The sequence below is a fragment of the Staphylococcus sp. HMSC072E01 genome (assembly GCF_001814125.1).
In the GTDB taxonomy this organism is placed as follows: domain Bacteria; phylum Bacillota; class Bacilli; order Staphylococcales; family Staphylococcaceae; genus Staphylococcus; species Staphylococcus hominis.
Window position 1 is genome coordinate 1 of the sequence record NZ_KV814957.1, and the last position, 23,571, is coordinate 23,571.

The 23,571-nt window shown below is 31.0% G+C and carries 23 protein-coding genes; 18 read left to right on the plus strand and 5 right to left on the minus strand.

What is annotated here, in order from left to right; genetic code table 11:
• Window positions 1-187: 187 nt before the first annotated feature.
• The 6 genes from cdaA (at window position 188) to HMPREF2953_RS00395 (ending at window position 7,470) form a co-directional block, all read left to right on the plus strand.
• Window positions 188-994, plus strand: coding sequence for a diadenylate cyclase CdaA (gene cdaA, locus HMPREF2953_RS00370; protein WP_019835538.1), 807 nt, complete (start codon window positions 188-190; stop codon window positions 992-994).
• Window position 995: 1 nt separating this feature from the next.
• Window positions 996-1,928 carry a CdaR family protein gene (locus HMPREF2953_RS00375; RefSeq protein WP_070671257.1) on the plus strand — a complete coding sequence of 311 codons (933 nt, stop codon included), beginning with the start codon at window positions 996-998 and terminating at the stop codon, window positions 1,926-1,928.
• Window positions 1,929-1,956: 28 nt separating this feature from the next.
• Entirely contained in the window at window positions 1,957-3,309 is a 1,353-nt protein-coding gene (glmM, locus tag HMPREF2953_RS00380; RefSeq protein ID WP_070671259.1) for a phosphoglucosamine mutase, read from the plus strand.
• A 550-nt stretch (window positions 3,310-3,859) separates the two neighbouring features.
• On the plus strand, window positions 3,860-5,665 hold the full coding sequence (gene glmS, locus HMPREF2953_RS00385; RefSeq protein WP_049335486.1) for a glutamine--fructose-6-phosphate transaminase (isomerizing): 1,806 nt from the start codon (window positions 3,860-3,862) through the stop codon (window positions 5,663-5,665).
• Between the two features lie 20 nt (window positions 5,666-5,685).
• Complete coding sequence (locus HMPREF2953_RS00390; protein WP_070671261.1) at window positions 5,686-6,546, plus strand: ABC transporter ATP-binding protein; 861 nt, start codon at window positions 5,686-5,688, stop codon at window positions 6,544-6,546.
• A gap of 63 nt (window positions 6,547-6,609) precedes the next feature.
• Complete coding sequence (locus tag HMPREF2953_RS00395) at window positions 6,610-7,470, plus strand: HAD family hydrolase (RefSeq protein WP_070671262.1); 861 nt, start codon at window positions 6,610-6,612, stop codon at window positions 7,468-7,470.
• Between the two features lie 57 nt (window positions 7,471-7,527).
• Here HMPREF2953_RS00395 and HMPREF2953_RS00400 read toward each other — a convergent pair whose 3' ends face one another.
• The gene (locus tag HMPREF2953_RS00400) at window positions 7,528-8,589 is read right to left on the minus strand and encodes a hypothetical protein (protein ID WP_049335493.1); all 1,062 of its coding nucleotides are present in this window, start codon (window positions 8,587-8,589) and stop codon (window positions 7,528-7,530) included.
• 128 nt (window positions 8,590-8,717) lie between these two features.
• On the opposite strand from HMPREF2953_RS00400, the gene HMPREF2953_RS00405 reads away from it, so the two are divergent.
• Entirely contained in the window at window positions 8,718-9,452 is a 735-nt protein-coding gene (locus HMPREF2953_RS00405) for a metallophosphoesterase family protein (protein ID WP_002448650.1), read from the plus strand.
• An 84-nt stretch (window positions 9,453-9,536) separates the two neighbouring features.
• Here the strand turns inward: HMPREF2953_RS00405 and czrB are convergent, their stop codons facing one another.
• A complete protein-coding gene (gene czrB, locus HMPREF2953_RS00410) occupies window positions 9,537-10,490 on the minus strand; it encodes a CDF family zinc efflux transporter CzrB (protein ID WP_049335495.1) in 954 nt (317 codons plus the stop codon).
• A gap of 3 nt (window positions 10,491-10,493) precedes the next feature.
• Entirely contained in the window at window positions 10,494-10,820 is a 327-nt protein-coding gene (locus tag HMPREF2953_RS00415; RefSeq protein ID WP_002448641.1) for an ArsR/SmtB family transcription factor, read from the minus strand.
• Window positions 10,821-10,975: 155 nt separating this feature from the next.
• Here HMPREF2953_RS00415 and HMPREF2953_RS00420 point away from each other — a divergent pair, with 155 nt between their 5' ends.
• From HMPREF2953_RS00420 to HMPREF2953_RS00440, 5 genes are all read left to right on the plus strand, one after another.
• Window positions 10,976-11,632: an SDR family oxidoreductase gene (locus HMPREF2953_RS00420; protein WP_049335497.1), complete on the plus strand. Its 657-nt coding sequence runs from the start codon at window positions 10,976-10,978 to the stop codon at window positions 11,630-11,632.
• A 341-nt stretch (window positions 11,633-11,973) separates the two neighbouring features.
• Complete coding sequence (locus HMPREF2953_RS00425) at window positions 11,974-12,906, plus strand: type I phosphomannose isomerase catalytic subunit (RefSeq protein WP_070671265.1); 933 nt, start codon at window positions 11,974-11,976, stop codon at window positions 12,904-12,906.
• Between the two features lie 398 nt (window positions 12,907-13,304).
• Window positions 13,305-14,678 (plus strand): EVE domain-containing protein, encoded by a 1,374-nt coding sequence (locus tag HMPREF2953_RS00430; RefSeq protein WP_070671267.1) that lies wholly within the window; start codon window positions 13,305-13,307, stop codon window positions 14,676-14,678.
• Window positions 14,679-14,828: 150 nt separating this feature from the next.
• Window positions 14,829-15,224 (plus strand): thiol-disulfide oxidoreductase DCC family protein, encoded by a 396-nt coding sequence (locus tag HMPREF2953_RS00435; protein ID WP_049335504.1) that lies wholly within the window; start codon window positions 14,829-14,831, stop codon window positions 15,222-15,224.
• 202 nt (window positions 15,225-15,426) lie between these two features.
• The gene (locus HMPREF2953_RS00440) at window positions 15,427-15,867 is read left to right on the plus strand and encodes a Dps family protein (protein WP_002448670.1); all 441 of its coding nucleotides are present in this window, start codon (window positions 15,427-15,429) and stop codon (window positions 15,865-15,867) included.
• Window positions 15,868-15,953: 86 nt separating this feature from the next.
• On the opposite strand, the gene deoD is transcribed toward HMPREF2953_RS00440, so the two are convergent.
• Window positions 15,954-16,664: a purine-nucleoside phosphorylase gene (gene deoD, locus HMPREF2953_RS00445; RefSeq protein ID WP_049335505.1), complete on the minus strand. Its 711-nt coding sequence runs from the start codon at window positions 16,662-16,664 to the stop codon at window positions 15,954-15,956.
• 145 nt (window positions 16,665-16,809) lie between these two features.
• Here deoD and deoC point away from each other — a divergent pair, with 145 nt between their 5' ends.
• Genes deoC through HMPREF2953_RS00465 form a run of 4 tightly spaced genes read left to right on the plus strand, consistent with a single transcriptional unit; the run spans window position 16,810 to window position 20,379 of the window.
• Entirely contained in the window at window positions 16,810-17,472 is a 663-nt protein-coding gene (gene deoC / locus HMPREF2953_RS00450; RefSeq protein WP_049335506.1) for a deoxyribose-phosphate aldolase, read from the plus strand.
• Window positions 17,473-17,528: 56 nt separating this feature from the next.
• Window positions 17,529-18,830, plus strand: coding sequence for a pyrimidine-nucleoside phosphorylase (locus HMPREF2953_RS00455; protein ID WP_070671269.1), 1,302 nt, complete (start codon window positions 17,529-17,531; stop codon window positions 18,828-18,830).
• Between the two features lie 11 nt (window positions 18,831-18,841).
• Entirely contained in the window at window positions 18,842-20,026 is a 1,185-nt protein-coding gene (deoB, locus tag HMPREF2953_RS00460) for a phosphopentomutase (protein WP_070671271.1), read from the plus strand.
• Between the two features lie 2 nt (window positions 20,027-20,028).
• Window positions 20,029-20,379 (plus strand): DoxX family protein, encoded by a 351-nt coding sequence (locus HMPREF2953_RS00465; protein ID WP_070671273.1) that lies wholly within the window; start codon window positions 20,029-20,031, stop codon window positions 20,377-20,379.
• Window positions 20,380-20,445: 66 nt separating this feature from the next.
• Here HMPREF2953_RS00465 and HMPREF2953_RS00470 read toward each other — a convergent pair whose 3' ends face one another.
• Window positions 20,446-20,916, minus strand: coding sequence for an S-ribosylhomocysteine lyase (locus HMPREF2953_RS00470; protein ID WP_048787794.1), 471 nt, complete (start codon window positions 20,914-20,916; stop codon window positions 20,446-20,448).
• Window positions 20,917-21,175: 259 nt separating this feature from the next.
• On the opposite strand from HMPREF2953_RS00470, the gene HMPREF2953_RS00475 reads away from it, so the two are divergent.
• Window positions 21,176-22,351, plus strand: coding sequence for a M20 family metallopeptidase (locus tag HMPREF2953_RS00475; RefSeq protein ID WP_002448654.1), 1,176 nt, complete (start codon window positions 21,176-21,178; stop codon window positions 22,349-22,351).
• Between the two features lie 4 nt (window positions 22,352-22,355).
• On the plus strand, window positions 22,356-23,552 hold the full coding sequence (locus HMPREF2953_RS00480) for an L-aspartate--L-methionine ligase LdmS (RefSeq protein ID WP_070671275.1): 1,197 nt from the start codon (window positions 22,356-22,358) through the stop codon (window positions 23,550-23,552).
• Window positions 23,553-23,571: the final 19 nt, after the last annotated feature.

Below are 23,571 nucleotides of genomic sequence, written 5' to 3' on the forward strand. Positions count from 1 at the left end.
CAGAGGGTCAGAGGTTCGAATCCTCTATGGCTCACTTTAAGCACTCCTTAACGGAGTGCTTTTTTTATTGTCCATTTTTAATAGTGATTTTCATGAAAAAATTTATAAGTATGACTTTCATAGTATGACAGTTACACCTTTCATTGGTATAATTATGAGTATGAAAGTTATAGACGGAGGAGAGATTATGGATTTTTCCAACTTTTTTAATAATCTTAGTACTTTGAAGATTATTACAAGTATATTAGATATACTTATTGTCTGGTATGTCCTTTATCTTCTCATTACTGTATTTAAAGGAACTAAAGCAATTCAATTGCTTAAAGGTATATTATTTATAGTTATTGGACAACAAGTAAGTAAACTTCTTAATTTAACTGCTACCTCAAAGTTATTTGATATTGTGATTCAATGGGGCGTTTTAGCTTTAATTGTGATATTCCAACCAGAAATAAGACGAGCACTTGAGCAATTAGGGCGAGGAAGCCTATTTAAACGCTATACCAATACTTACAGTCATGATGAAGAAAAATTAATCCAATCTGTATCAAAGGCTGTTCAGTATATGGCTAAAAGACGAATTGGAGCATTAATTGTTTTTGAAAAGGAAACTGGATTGCAAGACTATATTGAAACTGGTATATCAATGAATTCTGCAATATCCCAAGAATTATTGATAAATGTTTTTATACCTAATACACCATTACATGATGGGGCTATGATTATTCAAAACACTAAAATTGCTAGTGCTGCATGTTATTTACCACTTTCAGATAGTAATAAAATTTCTAAAAGTTTAGGTACAAGACATAGGGCAGCCGTAGGAATTTCTGAAGTTTCGGACTCGTTTACTGTGGTAGTATCTGAAGAAACCGGTTCAATATCAGTTACTTTCGATGGTAAATTAAGACGTGATGTTTCTGATGAAGTATTCGAAGAGTTATTAGCTGAACATTGGTTTGGAACTCACGCTCAAAAGAAGGGTGTGAAATAGCATGTTAGAAAGTAAATGGGGATTAAGATTTTTTGCCTTAATATTAGCGATCTTTTTTTATCTTTCTGTTAATAATGTGTTTGGCAATATTTTTAACAATGATAATCTATCTCAAAATTCTTCTAAAACAATTGAAGATGTACCTGTAGAAATTCTTTATAATACCAAAAATTTACATGTTACTAAATCACCAGATACTGTTGATGTTACTATTTCAGGACCACAATCAAAGTTATTGAAAATAGAAAGTTCAGATGATATCAAGGTTACAGTTAATTTATCTAATGCTAAATCTGGAAATTATAAAGAAGATTATATTGTTAAGGGATTAAGTAACGATATTAGTTATAATGTTAAACCTAAACATGCGTATATCACTTTGGAAGATAAAGACACTAAAACTATGCATGTTCAGCCTGATATTGCACAAAACAATATAAATTCAAATTATAAAGTAAGTGAAGCTTTTTTAAATAAAAATACTGTTCAAGTTACGGGTGGTAAAAAGCAATTAGATAAAATTGCATATTTAAAAGCGACATTTAAAAATGCGACTAATATCAGTGAGGATACTACTGATGTAGCTGAAATTACTGCATTTGACAAACAATTGAATAAATTAAACGTTCAAATCAAGCCTAACAATGTTAAAATGTCAGTGAAACTTGAACCTTACAGTAAGAAAGTAAAAATTAAAACCGTTAAAAAGGGTTCATTACCTGACGATGAAAGTTTAGATAACATTAAACTAAATGATAATGAAGTAGAAATTTATGGTAATAAAGATGATTTGAAGGATATTAATGACATAGAAGCTGATGTAAATTTAGATGATATCACTGAGTCGACTGATAAAACTCTTCAACTCAAAATACCTAAACAAGTTAAGAAATCTGAATTCAATGAAGTCACAGCACATGTCAATTTAAAATAGTAAACTAGATAATAAAGGAGTAATTAAAATGGGAAAATATTTTGGAACTGATGGTGTAAGGGGAGTAGCTAATAAAGAATTAACACCTGAATTAGCGTTTAAGTTAGGTCGCTATGGTGGTTATGTATTAGCACATAATGAAGGAGAGAAACATCCTAGAGTTTTAGTTGGTAGAGATACTCGTGTGTCGGGTGAAATGTTAGAATCTGCTTTAATTGCTGGATTAGCATCAATAGGTGCAGAAGTAATGAGATTAGGAGTTATTTCTACTCCAGGTGTTGCATATTTAACACGTGAAATGGGAGCACAATTAGGGATAATGATTTCTGCCTCTCATAATCCTGTAGCTGACAATGGTATTAAGTTCTTTGGTGCTGATGGTTTTAAACTTTCAGATAAGCAAGAAGAAGAAATTGAACAATTATTAGACCAAGAACAACCTGACTTACCACGTCCTGCAGGTAAAGACATTCTGCATTTTTCAGATTATTATGAAGGTGCACAAAAATACTTAAGTTATCTTAAATCTACTATTGATATAAATTTAGATGGACTTAAAATTACATTAGATGGGGCGAATGGATCAACTTCGTCACTTGCGCCTTTCTTATTTGGTGATTTAGAGGCAACGACAGTTACAATTGGCTGTAATCCAGATGGATACAATATTAATGATGAATGTGGGTCTACTCATCCTAAACATTTAGCTGAAAAAGTTGTAGAAACTGAAAGTGATTTTGGTTTAGCTTTTGATGGAGATGGAGATCGTTTAATTGCTGTTGATGAAAAGGGTAACATCATTGATGGTGACCAAATTATGTTTATTATTGGTCAAGACATGCATAAAAATCATGAATTAAATAATAATATGATTGTATCTACTGTAATGAGTAATTTAGGATTTTATAAAGCTCTTGAAACAGAAGGCATTCAATCAAATAAAACAAAAGTTGGAGATAGATATGTCGTTGAAGAAATGAGACGAGGCCATTATAATTTAGGCGGAGAACAATCTGGACATATAGTAATGATGGACTATAACACGACTGGTGATGGACTACTAACTGGCGTACAACTTGCAGCTATTATTAAATCAAGTGGTAAAACTTTAAGTGAGTTAGCAGCCCAAATGAAAAAGTATCCACAATCATTAATCAATGTAAAAGTAACTGATAAACATCATGTGTCTGAAAATGAAGACGTTAAAGCTGTTATGGATGAAGTTGAGAATGAAATGAATGGTGAAGGAAGAATATTAGTTAGACCTTCAGGAACTGAACCATTAGTAAGAGTAATGGTTGAGGCAGCTACAAATGAAGATGCTGAACGTTATGCTCAAACAATTGCTGATAAAGTAAAAGAAAAAATGGGATTAAATTAATAGTATCATTTAAAAACAAGAATACACTCTCTTTAAAGTTAAAGCTGTAGAACTGAAAACTTTAAAGAGAGTATTTTTTATCAAAAAATATAAATTAAATATCAAATTATGACTATAAGTTTATGAATTAAATATAATAATATTTGCAAATGATTAATAAAAAAAGGTAGAATAAATAGTATTGGAAGAAAGGAGGATAGATGTAATAAAAATAAAACAAAGCGCCTGGACAAGTAATTAGAATGTTAATCATTTAGTATTAATTAGGAGAATACTCATAGACATACTAATTATATTGTAGACGAGGAGAATAGTTATCGATATAATCGGCGGATGCTATTCCGGATGTGGCACATTCGTTAGCTTATTATTTAAAACATATAGGTGACTAGATGTACAAATATAATAAGAACGCCAAATATAAAATAAATAGAAAACATAGAAATATGATGTTTAGAATCCAATACAATAAATCGAACAATGTCTAATTAAAAAATTTTATATAACAGATAAAATTATCATATGACTATGTAATGGAGGAAAAAGAAATATGTGCGGAATTGTTGGATATATTGGCTTTGATAATGCCAAAGAATTATTATTATCTGGTTTAGAAAAATTAGAGTATAGAGGATATGATTCAGCAGGAATTGCTGTTGTCAATGACGAGGGTACTACTGTATTTAAGGAAAAAGGACGTATTGCAGAATTAAGAAAAGTAGCAGATAACAATGACATTGATGGACACATTGGTATTGGTCATACTCGTTGGGCTACTCATGGGGTACCTAGTCATATTAATTCACATCCTCATCAATCCAATAATGGACGTTTCACTTTAGTACATAATGGTGTAATTGAAAATTATGAAGAACTAAAAAGCGAATACTTATCAGATGTAACGTTTAAATCAGAAACTGATACAGAAGTTATCGTTCAATTAGTAGAATATTTTTCAAATAAAGGGTTAGAAACTGAACAAGCATTCACTAAAGCAGTATCTTTATTAGATGGATCATATGCTTTAGGTATGTTAGATTCTGAGGATGAAGACACTATTTATGTAGCTAAAAATAAATCACCTTTACTTGTTGGTATTGGTGATGACTTTAATGTTATTGCTTCAGATGCATTAGCAATGATTAAAGTTACAAATCAATATAAAGAAATTCATGATCATGAAATTGTTATTGTTAAAAAAGAAAGTGTAACAATTAAAGATAAAGATGGAAATATTCAAGATCGCCCAACGTATACTGCTCAAATAGATGCATCAGATGCTGAAAAAGGTATTTATGATCACTATATGTTAAAAGAAATTAATGAACAACCAGCAGTAATGCGTCGTATTATTCAAGAATATGAAGATGAAAATGGAGATTTAAATATTGATTCTGAGATTATTAAAGATGTGTCGAATGCAGATCGTATTTATATCATTGCTGCAGGGACAAGTTATCATGCTGGTTTAGTTGGTAAAGAATACCTTGAAAAACTATCTGGAGTGCCCACTGAAGTTCATGTGGCATCAGAATTTGTTTATAACATGCCATTATTATCTGAAAAACCTTTATTTATTTATATCTCTCAATCAGGAGAAACAGCTGATAGCCGTGCAGTATTGGTTGAAACAAATAAATTAGGCCATAAGTCTTTAACAATTACAAATGTAGCAGGTTCAACGTTATCTCGTGAAGCTGATCATACGTTGTTATTACACGCAGGACCAGAAATTGCTGTTGCATCAACTAAAGCTTATACAGCTCAAATTGCTGTATTATCAATTCTTTCTCAAGTTGTAGCTAAAGCGCATGGACGCGATAACGGTATTGACTTATTAAGAGAATTAGCAAAAGTAACAACTGCAATTGAAACGATTGTAGATGACGCACCAGTAATGGAAAAAATTACTAAAGAATTCTTAGAAACGACTAGAAATGCTTTCTTTATTGGTCGTGCGATGGATTACAATGTAAGTTTAGAAGGAGCATTAAAACTTAAAGAAATTTCATATATTCAAGCTGAAGGATTTGCTGGTGGAGAGTTAAAACACGGTACTATTGCTTTAATCGAAGATGATACGCCAGTCATTGCTTTAGCTACTCAAGAAAATGTAAATTTATCAATTCGTGGTAATGTTAAAGAAGTAGTAGCTCGTGGCGCTAAACCTTGTATTATTTCAATGGAAGGTTTAGAAAAAGATGGAGACACATATGTGATTCCTCATGTACACGAATTATTAACACCTTTAGTATCAGTAGTAGCGCTACAATTAATCGCATATTATGCAGCGTTACACAGAGGATTAGATGTTGATAAACCTCGTAACTTAGCCAAATCAGTTACAGTTGAATAATTCAAAAAGCTGGGACATGGATGACATGTCTCAGTTTTTTATTTGATTTGTTAAATAATCAGAATCATCATACAATTATTTTAAGTAGAGGTAATCATTTGATAAATTTAAAGCATATCTATAAAAAGAAACACGGAAAAACAATCATTAATGATTTAAATTGGCAGATTGAAGCGGGTGATAATTGGATTCTTTATGGGTTGAATGGTGCAGGAAAAACAACACTATTAAATATCATGAATGCTTATGAAAGTGTACCTCAGGGTGAAATAGAAATGTTTGAAATGGTACCAGGTAAAAAAGGATATTCTGCAGAAAACGTTCGTCAACATATTGGATTTGTTTCGCATAGTTTATTAGAAAAACTTCAAGACGGTGAGAAAGTGATTGATGTCGTATTAAGCGACATATTTAAATCTATTGGTCTATATAAAGAGTATTCTGATGAACATATTAAAGAAGCAGAAAAATTATTAAATTTAGTAGGAATGTTATCATATAAAGATCGATATTTAGGACATCTCTCAACAGGACAAAAACAAAAAGTAATGATTGCTCGCGCGCTTATACATCAACCTGATGTGCTTATTCTTGATGAACCAGCATCAGGATTAGACTTTTTGGCTAGAGAGCAGTTATTATATTTATTAGAAAATTTAAATAAGACATACGCTCATTTGACGATGATTTACGTGACTCATGTCATAGAGGAAATTATTCCTTTATTTAGTAAGATATTTTTATTAAAAGAGGGTAGTTGTTTTGATAAAGGAATAACAAAAGATATTTTAACTGATACGATTATGTCTAAATTTTTTAATAATCAAATTGAAGTCATTCAATATAGAAATCGATATCATCTTTATATAAAATATAATTGAGTTTGCACTTTGGTTAAATAAATGTCACAATTTTTAAGAAAGAATTAGATGGAGGGTATCACGATGATATTTGAAAATATTAAAGCAATATTCTTAGATATGGATGGAACACTATTGCATGAAGATAATAAAGCGACTGTAAAAACTAAAGAAGTAATTGATCAATTAAGAGAAAAAAATTATAAGGTATTTCTAGCAACAGGACGTTCTTATTCTGAAATTCATAGTTTAGTACCAAAAGGTTTTAAAGTAGATGGTGTTATTAGTTCTAATGGAACAAGAGGTGATATTGAAGATAAACTTTTATTTAAACATAGTTTGACAATAGATAGTGTAAAAAAAATCGTGCAGTTGGCTCAACAACAACATATTTATTATGAAGTTTTTCCTTTTGAAGGAGATAGAATTTCACTAATTGAAGATCAATCATGGATGGAAGATATGATTGATAGTGAACATCCACAAAATGAAGTGAGTGAAAGTGAATGGAAATCACGTCGAGATGCCATGAATGGTAAAATTAATTGGAGAAAAGATATTCCAAATGACGCCTATTCTAAAATTTATCTTTTCAATAAAAAGTTAAATAAAATTAAAACGTTTAGAGATGAATTAATACAAAATAAAGTGTTATTAAATATTAGCGTATCTAATTCTTCAAGGTTTAATGCTGAGACGATGGCTTATCAAGTGGATAAAGGCACTGGAATTAAAGAAATGATAGATCATTTCGATATTAAACAAGAAGAAACACTTGTTATTGGTGATAGCGATAATGACAGAGCAATGTTTGAATTTGGAGGATACACTGTTTCAATGAAAAATGCACGTCCAGAAATTCAGTCTATTACTGATGATACTACACAATATACAAATGAAGAAGATGGCGCGGCTTTATATTTAGAACACCATCTTTTAAATTAAAATAAGGTAAGAAAGTAGGAGAAACCTGCTTTCTTACCTTTTGTGTTGAATAGTGATTTATTTATCGTTATTTAAATTTTTTTGATGATTTAAGTCTTCTTTAACATGATTTTTTGTATCATTAAAAGATGAAAGATCGTTTTTTAACGCTTCTTTTTTATGATTTATTTCTTTTTTTTCTTTTCGTTTACTTTTTTTCTTTTCTTTTACAGGTCTTTTCACATTCTCACCGCGACGTAAGAAATATTGAACAATACCCATTATAATTACAAAATATAGAATTAAACGTACAATAATAATAAGCGTTTGAGCAATAATTAAAATCACTTGTGCTACATTTTGGGACATATTTCCGGTTAATATAGTTAATATTGTACCAAGTGGTTGTGTAATGATAATAATGAGTAGGTTAATTAATAAGATAGCTAAAAAGAATTTGAACCAAGTTTTACGTCCATTTTTAATTCCTTTAAAGCCATCTTTAAAATGACCTATAGTACTTAAGTCATTTTTACGTGCAAATGACACAGTATAATTAATCATTAATATAAAGAAGAACCAATATACGATTGAAAGAATGAATCCCATAATGATAATTAAGATAATTTGTACAGTAAGTAAAATACCAATAGCGTGATCGGATGTACTTACTGACTGTTGAATAGATGTGAATAATGGTGTTAAAGCTTTATTAAATAAAATGTTTAATCCTAATGTGATTAAATATAATACAGCATAAAGAATAATAGTAATTAAAGCTAAAAGAAGACTTTTAACATATTTTCCTTTTTTAAAAGCAAAAAACAAATCAGAAAATTGAACAGCTTCTTTTTCAATAGCTTTAGCCATAATATTAAAAGCCCCTGCAAGTAATTGATAACCTGCAAGTATAAAAAATAATAATCCTAAGACCAGGACGAGTATTATCATGACTAATGACGCGCCTGATGACTGTTGAAATTGTGCTGCTAGTTGCATCTGCATAAAGTTTTGAACGAAGAAAGTTCTAGCAATCACAAATGCCACAAATACAATAATAAAACTTACTAAACTAAATAGTATTGTTTTTATGAGTTGTGACTTAGCATTTTTAAATGCTAAACTATGAAATTTAAACAAAATAAGCACTCCTTTACGTTAATATAATACACAATATCAGAATTTGTGCTTTTTTTAAATTAATATCTAACAATATTATGTTTTAAGTGTTAAAATATGCTAATGATTTAATAATGAAAGGAGACTTTATGGTGAAATTTGCAATTTTAACCGACGTTCATGGTAATTTTGATGCCTTACAAACTGTTTTAGATGATATTGATAATAGAGAAGATATCGATCAAATCTTTAACTTAGGTGATAATATTGGAATTGGCCATGAAACCAATAAAGTATTAGATATGATTTTCGATCGAGATGATATGGAAATTATTGCTGGTAATCACGATGAAGCAATTATGTCAATTGTTAATGGTACACCGTATCCAGAAGATTTAAAAAATAAATTTTATGAACACCATCAATGGATTGAAAGTCGAATGGATGAAGATTACTATGATGTATTAAATACACTACCAAGATATTTAGAAAAAACAATTTGTGGGAAAAAATGTTTATTTATACATTATGAAATTGAAAATCAAAGATTAGAAGAGGGGATTGATAAACAACCATTTGAACCTATTGTAGATAATCAAAAAGAAGAGATAGTTAAATTATTTGAAGATAAGGATGCGGATTTTATAGCTTTTGGACATAATCATCAATTACACTTGTATGATGATAATAACAAAACCTATTTCAATCCTGGTTCAGTAGGACTTAATAATGGTAAATATGCCGTATATGGAATCGTCACAATTAACGAAAATGAGTTTAGTGTTGAAAGAGTAAAATTACCGTATGATAATGAAGAATTTCTTCAAGGATTTGATGAAAAACATGTACCAGGCAAACAATTTATTTTCGATTATTTTATATAAGTAAAAAAAGTCGAGCAGAAACTAATATGAATTCTGTTCGACTTTTTACTTATATTGTAAACTGCGGACGTTGTTTGTGTAGTCTTAATGATGAGCGTGCTCTTTATGTAATCCAGAGCATAGTACTGAAGTATCGTGATCATGTTGTGCTGTTTCTAATTGAATTGTCATATGTTGTATATTTAAGTGAAGTACTTCATGTTCTATTTTTTTAAGAAGTCCTTCACAGTCCTGAACAGACATAGTTTCAGAGACGACTGCATGACAACTTAACGCATTCATATCATTTGAAATAGTCCAAACGTGATAATCATGGACATTATAAATTTCATTATGATTTGTAATTGTACTAATGATTTTATCTAAATTGACGTCGCTTGGTGTACCTTCCATTAAAATATTAAGTGACGAACGTGAAATACCGATTGCACTTTTCAATATAATAATGGAAACTAGAATGCTTGCGATAGGATCAGCAATTGTAAAGTTAAATACGTATATAAGAATAGATGCTATAATAGCCCCTAATGAACCAAGTAAGTCTCCTAAAACATGAATAAAAGCACCGCGCATATTTAAGTTATGTGACGTATCACCGCTTTTAAACATGATTATTGCAACGATAATATTCACTATAAGTCCAATCACACTAATAATAAACATTTCAGTGGATTGCACTTTAATAGGATTGAAAAATCTTCTAATCGCTTCGATGATAATGACGCCACTAATAATTAATAAAGTTATACCATTAAATAAGGCAGCTAAGACTTCAAAACGCTTGTAACCGAATGTTTTAGTTGAAGTAGCATTTTTCTCTGCATAAATAAATGCGATTAAAGCAACTCCTAGTGAAACAGTATCGCTAAACATATGAAGTCCATCTGATAATAGCGCAAGACTATTAGCGATAAATCCTCCTAAAATTTCAACAATCATAAATAAACCTATAATAATAAAAGAAATTGTTAATACCTTTTTGTTATTGGTATGGACATGATTATGAGTATGGTTATGATGGTGTGTGTGATTAGACATTTATTATTCACCTCTTTGATGATGAGCATGTTGAATGGCTTGTTTTAATAAAGTAGAAACATGTTGATCGTCTATAGAATAAATCATGGATTGTCCATGACGTGACGATTTAACGAGGCCTGCTTGTTTTAAACTCTTTAATTGATGCGATACATTTGATTGAGTTAATTTTAATGTATGCGTAATATGCCCAACACTAGCTTCACCTTTATATAACAATTCTAAAATACGTAAACGGTTATAATCGCTTAACGCTTTAAATGTCTCAGTTAAACGGTTAAGCATGTATTCATCTATAAATATATCTCTATCTTTATTTGTATTGGACATCACATGAGACCTCCTCTTTAATATATGAATATATATTCATGTATTAATATATAGTGTCCTTGTCTAAGTGTCAATGATATATAGTAAATAAGTTTAAAAATGATACTAAGTGGTATTAATAAACTATGAAATGGATTGAAGGAGGAAATAAGTTTATGAGTATATTAGTTATTGGTGCTAATGGTGGCGTAGGTTCTAAATTAGTTAACCAATTAAAAGAAGATCAAGTTGATTTTACAGCCGGTGTTCGTAAAGAAGAACAAGAAAGTGTGTTAAAAGATCAAGGTGTTAATGCCATTTTAATAGATGTAGAAAAAGATAGTATTGATGATTTAACTGAGAAATTCAAAGGCTTTGATAAAGTTATTTTCTCAGTTGGTTCAGGTGGTAGCACAGGTGCTGATAAAACAATCATTGTTGATTTAGATGGTGCAGTGAAAACGATTGAAGCAAGTAAAAAAGCAAATGTTAAACATTATGTAATGGTTTCTACTTACGATTCACGTCGTGAAGCATTTGATGCAAGTGGAGATTTAAAACCTTATACAATTGCAAAACACTATGCAGATAATCATTTAAGAAATTCTGGACTAACTTATACAATCGTTCATCCAGGTGGTTTAGAAGATAAATCAGGTACTGGTGAAATTAAAGCTGACTTGTATTTTGATGAAGGAAGTACAATTCCACGCGAAGATGTGGCTTCTGTATTAAAACACGTAGCGACTTCTGAAAATAAATTTGAAAATAAAGAATTTCAAATTCTTTCAGGGCATCAATCTATTCAAGAAGCATTATCTCGTTTTGAGTAGTTAAGTTAGATAATTAATTACAAATGAAAAGTTCTGTGTTAGAGTAGGACAGTGAGTTTTAAAACTTGCTGTTCTATTCTTTTTTATTAATATATATAATTTCTATTAAATTAATAATGAAATTGATATAATAAACATATGAGTGAAAATTTTTATTGAACTATAGAAGCGAAATAGCATTTATATAGAATTAGTTATCTAATATATTAAAAGCTTAAATAGATAGTAATTTAAAGATAAAATGGGTCATCAATTGTTCTAATTATACATAATCATTTAAATACGATATTTCACTTTAAAATAAAGAGAGAAGCAATAACCGTGTTTTAGGAGGTGCAATCATGCCATTATTTTTAAAGCCTATTTTCTTTGAAAAAATATGGGGCGGTAATAAGTTAAATCAATTTAATTACGACATACCAAGTGAACAAACTGGAGAATGCTGGGGTATTTCTGCACATCCGAATGGAAAAAATATGATTGAAAATGGTCAGTATGCTGGTCAAACATTAGATCAAGTATGGAATGATCATAGAGAATTATTTGGAGACTTTCCAAGTAAAGATTTTCCTTTATTATGTAAAATAGTGGATGCAAGACACCCTTTATCTATTCACGTTCATCCTGACGACTCGTATGCATATGAATTTGAAAACGGTCAATATGGTAAGTCAGAATGTTGGTATATTATTGATGCAGAAGAAGATGCTGAAATTATACTCGGTACCTCTGCTGATTCAAAAGAAACATTTGAGAATAAGATAAAAGAAGAGGCGGTGTTGGATGTAGTAGAAAGAATCAAAGTTAAACCAGGTGAGTTTTATTTTATACCAGCTGGAATGCTTCATTCTATAGGTTCTGGTGTTTTAGTATATGAAACAATGCAATCATCTGATATTTCATATAGAGTATATGATTATGAACGTAATCGAACTGATGGATCATCATTAGAAGTTAAAAAAGCATTAGACGTGATTCAATTTACTGCAAATGCACCTGCTATAGTACCTGAAACTACAATTGTAGAAAATCATAAACGTAGCCAAATTGTATCTAATGACTTTTTTACAATGGTTAAATGGGAAATAAGTGGAACGCTTAATTATATGAAGCCTCGTGAATTTTGTCTTATTTCGGTATTAGAAGGTCATGGACAAGTGATTACAGATGGTGAAATCTTTAAGCTAGAAAAGGGCTCTAATTTTATTTTAACTTCTGAAGATTTAGATAGCGTATTTGAAGGCGAGTTCACTCTAATTATAAGTTATATTTAGTTAATCAATTTAATTTATAAGCAGAAGTGTTGGAATAATTTCTATATCTAGCATGATTTTCTAGTGTGATAGCTGAATCTAGAAGTTTTTTATTTTCCTTTTCCTGTTAATCGGAAATCTAATAAGGTTTAAATAATGAGGTAGTATATTTTAATAGTGAAATGGAATTTTGTGATGATTCATATGATTCTATTTCACTTTTTTGAATTTAAAAAGTGATTTCATAATACGTCAACCCTATTAAAAAAAATATGATAAAATAAAAAAAACGAAATCTTATAGACGATTCATATATTTAAGTTAAGCTATCTAAAAATGACTAATAGGTGCTAAAATTAATATTAATATATACATGGATAAGATTGCTAAATTTAAAATAAGTAAGAAGGAGATTCTAGATGGCAGAAGAAGTAAATTACTTTTGGTTAAATTGTGGATATACAAGATGGAACCACAATGAACCATTAGTTGGACAAACAACTTTATTTGAGTCTGGAGCACAGTTTAATCCTACTCAGGGTTTTCGAGCATTCAAAAAAGCTAAAATTGGCGATCAAGTGATTTTTTATCAAGTACAAACAGATACTGGATTATTAGGAATTGGGGAAATTATTAGTGTTCAAACAGGAGCACAAAATAAAATTAGAGTTGAATTTAAATTTAATGAAGAATTAAAGCCTTTAACTACTGACTATTTAAAACGTAGTGAAGTGCTAGATTATCGAATGAATAATATGCGAGAAACGTTAATAAATCAGCTCACAAAAGAGGAGTTTCAATTAATCGTTGAGTTAGGAAAAGGTAACATTCAATTACCTCGATATTTCTTCTTATCTGAAACTGAAAAATTTGAACCTGATACACATTATACGATTTTTACACATACTTATAATGGAATTAAACGGAATGGTTATCATTTTTATAACCAATTAGAAGTAGGGGATAATTTAATATTTTATGATAAGAATAGTAATCAATCGGTCGTAGGAATTGGTGAAGTATCTCGTCATATTCATGAAAAACCTCCAATTCCTGGTCGTACTAATAGTACTGCAATAGAGATTTATTATGAAAAGAATATCACTCCTGTTACATTAGGCGCACTAAATAAACATCCTAAATTAAAAAACTTATACTTTTTACAAGAAAATGCTAAGCAAGCAATAGCAAGTATGAGTCAAGCACAATACGATGCTATTATAGAAATGAGTGAAAATGATGGGATTAGAACACCATTTGAGACTATTAAAAAACCAGGATTCAATACAGATCATGATGAGACAATTAAACCTTTTATTTTACTTGTTGTAGATAAACGTGAAGAAGGTTTGAAAGCAGCCAATAATCTTTTACAAAAAACGAATGCTAATCCAGTTATTACTAGCGGTCACCCTGACTTTAGTGAAGATATGTTATATGGCAGATATCTACCTAATGAGACAGGTGCCTTATATTATAGAGAAGGTTTTATTACACAACTTATGCCTAAAAATGACAAAAGTTACTTAGTAATTGATAACTTTAATAGACTTGATCCAGATATATTTCAAACTTATATTAATGTTTTAGAAGGGTACGAAGTTACATTACCTAGATATAATAAAGACGGTAACATGATTACTTGGTCTCGTGAAAAAGATTCTTTTTATCATTTTAATCCTAATTGGCATATTATTGGGGTAACATACGAAAAGTTAGAAGATATAAAAAATAAATATTCACAACAATTTTTAAAATATACACGTATTGTAAAAGTGAACCATGATGCATAATAACAGATAAGTTAGATAAAAAACATCCTAACGTATAATGAGCTAAAGTGGATATAGAATTTGAAATAAATTCTATACCCACTTTTTTGTGTTTAATGAGTCCTTGTAAAAGGAATATATTAAATAAGTTAAAAAGGAAGGTGACGGAACATGCCAATCGTTTATTACGACGGAAACTGTGTGTATTGCTATAATTATTGTATTTGGCTAATACAACATGGTTTACCTAAAAACTATGAGTTTGCGACTTTAAAAGGAGAAGCGGGACAACATTTATTTGAACAACATCCTGAAGCTAAAAATAAAAATAGTGTGATACTACAAGAAGGAGATCATTTATATTACGAGTCTACTGCAGTAGCAAAATTAATCACAACATTAAGTAGTGAAAAATGGTTAGGTATATTACTTAGAGTAACGCCATTACCAATAAGAAACTTAGGTTATCGACTATTTGCTAATAATAGAGATAAAATGTGGAAAACACATTGGCATAAACCCAACGCATATGAAAAATCATTCTTTATTGATGATAATAGACAATAAATGAGAAAAATATTTTTTAATTGATAATATATATAATTTTTAATTATATATTATAAAGCTTTTGATAATGATTCTATATATTTATTCATGAGTATTAGTGTTTTCAAGTTGTGTGTGTAAAATAACTTTACAGATTATAATTATTATAATATAATTATAATTGTAAAAGAGAGACATGATTGTATAAAAAAGGAGAGATTCGATGACGCAACAAGATGTAGTAAAAGAATTAAATCAACAAGTAGCAAACTGGACAGTAGCATATACAAAATTACACAACTTCCATTGGTATGTTAAAGGTCCTAATTTCTTCTCATTACATGAAAAATTTGAAGAATTATACAATGAAGCTAGTCAATATGTAGACGATTTAGCGGAACGTATTCTAGCAATTGGAGGTAATCCAGTAGCAACATTAAAAGAAAGTTTAGAACTTTCAATTGTAAAAGAAGCAGATACACATTACACTGCTGAAGAAATGGTTAAAGCTTTCTCTGAAGATTTAACTCAAATTTCTAAACAACTTGGAAAAGCAATTGAAGTTGCAGGTGAAGCAGGAGACGACGTTTCAGAAGATATGTTTATTGGTATGCAAACATCAGTAGATAAACATAATTGGATGTTTAAATCTTATTTAGTTTAAGCATTTTATTTTAAAAAAAAGCCATTGTGGACGATAAAACGTCTACAATGGCTTTTTTAACTTTTAATATTAACATTGATAAGTGATTATTCAGCGATTTCTAAAGCAATTTCCATCATTTGAGTAAATGATGTTTGACGTTCTTCAGGTGATGTAGCTTCATCTCTTAAGATATGATCACTTACAGTAAAAATACCTAATGCTTTTTTACCAGCATGAATCGCATTTAGATATAAGCCAGCTGATTCCATTTCAATACCTAAGATACCCATGTTCTTCCAACTATCGTTGAAATGTTTATCGGCATTATAAAACGTATCTGATGATAAAATATTTCCAACATGTGTAACTGCCCCGATATTATCAGCAACTTGTTTAGCTTTAGTAATTAACTCAAAATCTGCAATTGGAGCAAAGTGACCAGGAATATTAAATTGATCTACATAATTTGAATTAGTTGAAGCAGCTTGAGCAATAATGACATCATATAAATTCACATTCTCTTGTAATGCACCACATGAACCAATTCGAATAATTGTATCAACATCAAAGAAATTATAAAGCTCATACGAATAAATTCCAATACTTGGAATACCCATACCTGAACCCATTACTGAGATCTCTTTACCTTTATATGTGCCAGTGTATCCAAACATATTACGTACTTCATTAAATTGTTCAACATTTTCTAAAAAATTATCAGCAATATATTTTGCGCGTAATGGATCCCCAGGCATTAATACTGTTTTAGCAATTTTAGCTCCATTAGGTTGAATATGAGGTGTACCGTTTGTCATGAATATCTTCTCCTTAACATTTTATTCAAAATAAAGATAACATTTGTTTAAAATTTTTGCGAATTTTTGTACTATATAAATGAGAGAAACATATAAATTATGTTAATATAGTTGGCTTTCGAGCAATACATTGGAGGAAATTTTTATGGAATATTCAAAATATATTGATCATACACTTTTAAAACCAGAATCAACACGTCAACAGATTGATAAAATTATTTCTGAAGCTAAGGCGTATCATTTTAAATCGATTTGCGTCAATCCGACCCACGTTAAGTATGCTTCTGAACAACTTGTGAATTCTGACGTAATCGTATGTACAGTGATTGGGTTCCCACTTGGAGCTACAACAACCGCTACAAAGATTTTTGAAACAGAAGATGCGATTAAAAATGGCGCGTCTGAAATTGATATGGTTATCAATATAGGCGCACTTAAAGATGAAAGATATGAAGATGTTCAAAAAGATATTGAAGGCGTAGTTGGCGCAGCTAATGGAAAAATAGTGAAAGTTATTATTGAAACTGTTCTTTTAACAGACGATGAAAAAGTGAAAGCAAGTGAACTAGCAAAAGCTGCTGGTGCAGATTTCGTTAAAACATCAACTGGCTTTGCTGGGGGAGGCGCTACACCAGAAGATGTGAAATTAATGAAAGACACTGTGGGAGACGAATTAGAGGTTAAAGCTTCAGGTGGCGTGCGTAATCTTGAAGATTTTCACAAAATGCTTAATGCAGGTGCTACACGTATTGGAGCAAGTGCTGGTGTTCAAATTGTCAAAGGTTTAGAATCAAATTCTGATTATTAATAATATGTTTTTTAACATCATTTAGAAATGCAACAACCGAGAAAGGGGATAGCACAATGAGAATGGTAGACATCATTGAAAAAAAACGTGATGGACAGACATTAACTAAAGAAGAAATCGAATTTTTCATAGAAGGATATACCAATGGAGATATCCCAGATTATCAAGCTTCTAGTTTAGCGATGGCAATCTTTTTCCAAGATATGAATGAAGAAGAACGTGCAGCTTTAACTATGGCAATGGTTAATTCAGGTGATGTTATTGATTTATCAAAAATCAATGGTATTAAAGTAGATAAACACTCAACTGGTGGCGTTGGAGATACGACGACATTAGTGTTGGCACCATTAGTAGCTGCAGTGGGAGTGCCAGTTGCCAAAATGAGTGGCCGTGGTTTAGGACATACGGGTGGTACGATTGATAAATTAGAATCTATTGATGGGTTCCATGTTGAAATCTCTGAAGCGGACTTCATTAAACTTGTTAATGAAAATCAAGTTGCAGTGATTGGACAAACAGGCAATTTAACACCTGCAGATAAGAAACTATACGCATTAAGAGATGTTACAGGAACAGTTAACTCTATTCCTCTAATCGCATCTTCTATCATGAGTAAGAAAATTGCCGCGGGTGCTGATGCAATCGTCCTAGATGTTAAAACTGGAAATGGTGCATTCATGAAAACATTAGAAGACGCCGAGGCTTTAGCACATGCTATGGTTAGCATAGGAAATAATGTTGGTAGAAATACAATGGCTATTATTTCAGATATGAGCCAACCACTTGGTCGTGCGATTGGGAATGCTTTAGAATTAAAAGAAGCGATTGATACCTTAAATGGTCAGGGACCTGAAGATTTAACTGAACTAGTGTTAACGCTTGGTTCACAAATGGTCGTACTTGCTGAAAGAGCAAATACACTTGAAGAGGCGCGTCAATTGCTCAATGAAGCCATTGAAAATGGTTCAGCATTAGATAAATTCAAAACATTTTTAGAAAATCAAGGTGGAGATGCTTCAGTTGTCAATTCACCGGAGTTATTACCGACTGCCAAATATCAAATTGATTATAAAGCAAAATCAAGTGGTGTAGTTTCAGAGCTTATTGCTAATGAAATTGGAGTTGCTTCAATGATGTTAGGTGCGGGAAGACAAACGAAAGACGATGACATAGATTTAAGTGTTGGCATTGTGTTGAATAAGAAAGTAGGAGACAAAGTCAATGTAGGAGAGTCTTTATTAACGATTCACAGTAATCGTGAAAATGTTGATGATGTAATTAAGAAACTTGACGAAAGTATCGAAATTAAAGCGCAAGCAAAAACACCAACATTAATTCATAAAATAATTACAGAGTAGGAGTGTTAAATATGACGACCCCATTTAAAAGAGTGCATTTAATTGTCATGGATTCAGTAGGTATTGGTGAAGCACCTGATGCTGCAGCTTTTAATGATGAAGGTTCACACACATTAAAACACACGTTAGAAGGTTTTAACCAATCATTACCTAATTTAGAAAAATTAGGATTAGGTAATATTGAAGATTTGCCAGTGGTCAATAAAGTTGAACAACCAGGTGCTTTTTATACTAAATTAAGTGAAGCTTCTGTTGGAAAAGATACGATGACAGGACATTGGGAAATTATGGGACTAAATATCATGCAACCATTTAAAGTTTATCCAAATGGATTTCCTGATGAATTAATTCAAGAGATTGAAGCAATGACAGGTCGAAAAGTTGTAGCAAATAAACCTGCTTCAGGTACTGCAATTATTGATGAATTAGGCGAACATCAAATGAAGACAGGAGATTTAATTGTTTATACTAGTGCAGACCCAGTACTTCAAATTGCTGCACATGAAGATATTATCCCACTTGAAGAATTGTATGATATTTGCGAAAAGGTTCGTGAATTAACTAAAGATCCTAAGTACTTAATTGGCCGTGTTATTGCACGCCCATATGTAGGTGAACCAGGAAACTTTACACGCACGTCTAATCGTCATGATTATGCACTTAAACCATTTGGTAAAACAGTAATGAACACATTAAAAGATCATGACTATGATGTTATTGCAATTGGTAAAATTAATGACATTTATGACGGTGAAGGTGTAACAGAAGCAATAAGAACTAAAAATAATATGGATGGCATGGATCAGCTCATTAATGTCGTTAAAAAGGACTTTAATGGTATCAGCTTCTTGAATTTAGTGGATTTTGATGCGTTATATGGTCACCGCAGAGACAAAGACGGTTATGCACAAGCCATTAAAGATTTTGACGAACGCTTACCAGAATTAATTGATCATTTACAAGAAGATGATTTAGTTATTATTACGGCAGATCATGGTAATGATCCAATTGCAGAGGGTACTGACCATACGCGAGAATATATTCCAGTGCTTATGTTTAGCCCTAAAATAGATGCATATCATGAATTATCAGGAGATACAACATTTAGTTCTATTGGTGCAACAATAGCAGATAATTTCAATGTTGAATTGCCAAAATACGGAAAAAGTTATTTAAAAGAAATGGGAGTTGAATAATTATGAAAATAATGAGATATTTGCTAGGTTTAGCATTTGGATCAGCAGGAATACTACATTTTACAAATGAACGTCAATTTAGATCAATTGTACCGGAGTATTTACCATTACGAAAAACAGCAGTTTTAGTGACAGGTGTATTTGAAATGTTCTTTGGAGTTATGTTATTAGCTAAAAGACCTGCGGATTGGTTGAAAAAAGGTATTAATGCATTTTTACTTGCAGTTTTACCAGCAAACATTTACATGGCAAGAAAGCAATTACCATTAGGAAATAAATCTGTTCCTAAGTGGGCATTATACTTAAGATTACCACTTCAATTCATTTTAATAGCTATCATAAAAAAATTATAATAAAACTTAAATAAACCATACCCTATCTAAAGTATTTAGATAGGGTATGGTTTATTTAATGATTAATTATTTGCCTTCACCAAAAACGTCGTCCCATTGATTACGTTTATCTAAGAATTCTTTTGCGAGTGCTTTAGCACCTTCAAGAGAATGACTAGCAGCCCAACCGCATTGAACTTCATTGCAAGCAGGAACTTCTGTAGCTTCTAACACATCATTTAAAGTTTTTTCAATAATATTTAATACATCTTCGTAGTCATCGTGATCAATAAATGAAACATAAAAACCAGTTTGACAACCCATAGGACTTAAATCTACAACTTTATCAGAATGATTTCTGATATGTTCAGCCATTAAATGTTCTAATGAATGTAGCGCTGGCATATCCATATGCGCTTTATTTGGTTGTTTAAAACGTAAATCATATTTTTTGATAACGTCTCCATTAATCCCTTCCATTGTGCCTGCTAAGCGAATATATGGAGCAACTACTTTTGTATGGTCAAGATTAAAACTTTCAACGTTCATTTTAGTCATATTTATTTCCTCCTATAAATACATTGTTTGAATAATATGATTGTAACAAGAGTGCCAATCATTTACAATTTTCTTAATTAAGTGATTCAAATAATTATTGTAAGAAAATTTTGTAAATTCAAATGAATGTGATGACAATCTATAGTAAATCCGATAAAATAAGTAATAATTAAATTTAAAGATACATCAAGAAATTGATTGACTTGATGTCTAAATAAATATAGATATTAATATTCGTGTATAAAAGGAGTATAAATTGATGAGTAGTAAACAAGAGATATTAGACTATATAGAGAATAAAAAGTACGATTATGTCGAAATAAGCCATCGTATACACGAGCGTCCTGAGTTAGGCAATGAAGAGATATTTGCATCAAGAACATTGATTGATCAATTAAGAGCAAATGAGTTTGAGATAGAAACAGATATTGCCGGACATGCTACTGGTTTTATTGCAACTTACCAGTCTGAAAAAGAAGGACCAACTATAGGATATTTAGCTGAATATGACGCTTTACCTGGTTTAGGTCACGCGTGTGGTCACAATATCATTGGGACAGCAAGTGTATTAGCAGGAGTCGCACTTAAACAAGTTATCGACCATATTGGTGGAAAAGTAGTTGTATTAGGATGTCCTGCCGAAGAAGGTGGAGAAAATGGAAGTGCGAAAGCTTCATATGTAAAAGCCGGTGTGATTGATGATATTGACATTGCACTTATGATTCATCCTGGAAATGAAACATATCCAACGATAAATACATTAGCCGTTGATGTGCTTGATATTAAATTTTATGGTAAAAGCGCCCACGCTTCAGAAAATGCGGATGAGGCTTTAAATGCATTAGATGCGATGATTTCTTATTTCAATGGTGTAGCTCAATTACGTCAACAGATTAAGAAGAGTCATCGTGTACACGGTGTGATTTTAGATGGAGGTAAAGCTGCTAATATTATACCTGATTATACGCATGCAAGATTTTATACACGTGCCACTACTAGAAAAGAACTTGATATTTTAACAGAACGTGTTAATCAAATTGCAAGGGGTGCAGCCATCCAAACGGGTTGTGACTATGAATTTGGTCCTATTCAAAATGGTGTAAATGAATTTATAAAAACACCTAAACTAGACGAATTATTTGAAAAATACGCCATAGAAGTTGGCGAAGAAGTAAGTTATGATGATTTTGGTTTTGGTTCGACAGATACAGGAAATGTTAGTCATATAGTTCCTACGATTCATCCACATGTTAAAATTGGCTCAAGAAATTTAGTAGGTCATACACACCGTTTTAGAGAAGCAGCTGCAAGTGTTCATGGGGATCAAGCTTTGATACGAGGCGCAAAAATTATTGCTCTTATGGGACTAGAATTAATTGAAAATAAAAAACTGTTTGATGAGGTTGTAGAGCAACATTCTCAAATAAAGGGGTAAATAAATGAAAAATGAATATAGTGTTCTAAAGTTAACGTTAAGTGATTTGTATGATGAAAATATTGTATATAATTCAAGGCCTTCTTATGCATTGAATCCTTGGCTCACAACAGAAGAACATCAGTCTAATTTTTTGACTGGTCGTGAAATGATTATTGCTAAGGATATGCCGATTGTTGTACACGAAGCGAGTATTACAGATAAGTTACAACAACTATTTGATCTTATTGGTAAAAAAATACCGGAGCATCTTTATACATTTAGAAATCGTGAAACGTATGAACGCTTGTTACAAGAGATTATCAATAAAGAAGGAAAAAAGATATATTTTCAATATATCGAAAACAATGACATAGTAGATGACGAAGCGTATGCCATTGATAAAGACGTTTTTGTAGCTTTAAATAATAAATCACGTATTCCTGAATGGACACATCATAAATATTTACCGGATCGTGAAATTGTGTCAATTAGAGACTTCAAAGGTCGTATCAAAGATTGGAATTATCCTTTGGTAATTAAGCCAGGAGATGAATTACCAACTGCAGGTGGCTATGGCGTAATGATTTGCTATAACGACGAAGACTTAGAAAAAGCAACTCAACGAATATTTGAAGCGGCCCATGCTACCGATAATTTAATCATTGAACAAAAAATAGAAGCAGTTAAAAATTATTGTGTCCAATTTGCATATTCTAAAGAAATAGGTATCACTTATCTAGGTACTGCCCATCAAATTACCGATAAATATGGTTTATACGCAGGAAATGAAAATGTGCATGATGTTCCAGAAAAAGTGATTCAAGCTGGTCGTGAAATTATGCAAAATGGAGTGAACTTAGGCTTTATTGGTGTGGCAGGATTTGATTTATTATTAGATGAAAATGATAATGTATTTGCTATAGATTTGAATTTTAGACAAAATGGTTCGACAAGCATGTTACTATTACAAGATGAATTAAACCCTAACTATCAAAAATTTTATAGTTATTTTTCAAGAGGAGATAATACTCGTTTCTTCAATGTTATTTTAAAATATGTTAAACAAGGCGTGCTTTATCCTCTTTCGTATTATGACGGTGATTGGTTTGGTAAAGATGAAGTGAAATCTCGCTTTGGATGTATATGGAATGCTGATTCTAAAGAAGAAGTTGAACAATTAGAACAAGCATTTATTAGTGAACTTGATGATACTAATTAAGTTAGAGTATAGGTTAAAT

Excerpts from the sequence above, each read along its gene's own strand:
- HMPREF2953_RS00390 (WP_070671261.1), top strand. The coding sequence starts at position 5,686 with ATGACATGTCTCAGTTTTTTATTTGATTTGTTAAATAATCAGAATCAT.
- deoB (WP_070671271.1), top strand. The coding sequence starts at position 18,842 with ATGACGACCCCATTTAAAAGAGTGCATTTAATTGTCATGGATTCAGTA.
- HMPREF2953_RS00455 (WP_070671269.1), top strand. The coding sequence starts at position 17,529 with ATGAGAATGGTAGACATCATTGAAAAAAAACGTGATGGACAGACATTA.
- HMPREF2953_RS00420 (WP_049335497.1), top strand. The coding sequence starts at position 10,976 with ATGAGTATATTAGTTATTGGTGCTAATGGTGGCGTAGGTTCTAAATTA.
- HMPREF2953_RS00435 (WP_049335504.1), top strand. The coding sequence starts at position 14,829 with ATGCCAATCGTTTATTACGACGGAAACTGTGTGTATTGCTATAATTAT.
- HMPREF2953_RS00375 (WP_070671257.1), top strand. The coding sequence starts at position 996 with ATGTTAGAAAGTAAATGGGGATTAAGATTTTTTGCCTTAATATTAGCG.
- HMPREF2953_RS00480 (WP_070671275.1), top strand. The coding sequence starts at position 22,356 with ATGAAAAATGAATATAGTGTTCTAAAGTTAACGTTAAGTGATTTGTAT.
- HMPREF2953_RS00425 (WP_070671265.1), top strand. The coding sequence starts at position 11,974 with ATGCCATTATTTTTAAAGCCTATTTTCTTTGAAAAAATATGGGGCGGT.
- HMPREF2953_RS00475 (WP_002448654.1), top strand. The coding sequence starts at position 21,176 with ATGAGTAGTAAACAAGAGATATTAGACTATATAGAGAATAAAAAGTAC.
- czrB (WP_049335495.1), bottom strand. The coding sequence starts at position 10,490 with ATGTCTAATCACACACACCATCATAACCATACTCATAATCATGTCCAT.
- cdaA (WP_019835538.1), top strand. The coding sequence starts at position 188 with ATGGATTTTTCCAACTTTTTTAATAATCTTAGTACTTTGAAGATTATT.
- HMPREF2953_RS00415 (WP_002448641.1), bottom strand. The coding sequence starts at position 10,820 with ATGTCCAATACAAATAAAGATAGAGATATATTTATAGATGAATACATG.
- HMPREF2953_RS00430 (WP_070671267.1), top strand. The coding sequence starts at position 13,305 with ATGGCAGAAGAAGTAAATTACTTTTGGTTAAATTGTGGATATACAAGA.
- HMPREF2953_RS00395 (WP_070671262.1), top strand. The coding sequence starts at position 6,610 with ATGATATTTGAAAATATTAAAGCAATATTCTTAGATATGGATGGAACA.
- deoC (WP_049335506.1), top strand. The coding sequence starts at position 16,810 with ATGGAATATTCAAAATATATTGATCATACACTTTTAAAACCAGAATCA.
- HMPREF2953_RS00440 (WP_002448670.1), top strand. The coding sequence starts at position 15,427 with ATGACGCAACAAGATGTAGTAAAAGAATTAAATCAACAAGTAGCAAAC.
- glmS (WP_049335486.1), top strand. The coding sequence starts at position 3,860 with ATGTGCGGAATTGTTGGATATATTGGCTTTGATAATGCCAAAGAATTA.
- HMPREF2953_RS00465 (WP_070671273.1), top strand. The coding sequence starts at position 20,029 with ATGAAAATAATGAGATATTTGCTAGGTTTAGCATTTGGATCAGCAGGA.
- HMPREF2953_RS00470 (WP_048787794.1), bottom strand. The coding sequence starts at position 20,916 with ATGACTAAAATGAACGTTGAAAGTTTTAATCTTGACCATACAAAAGTA.
- deoD (WP_049335505.1), bottom strand. The coding sequence starts at position 16,664 with ATGACAAACGGTACACCTCATATTCAACCTAATGGAGCTAAAATTGCT.
- glmM (WP_070671259.1), top strand. The coding sequence starts at position 1,957 with ATGGGAAAATATTTTGGAACTGATGGTGTAAGGGGAGTAGCTAATAAA.
- HMPREF2953_RS00405 (WP_002448650.1), top strand. The coding sequence starts at position 8,718 with ATGGTGAAATTTGCAATTTTAACCGACGTTCATGGTAATTTTGATGCC.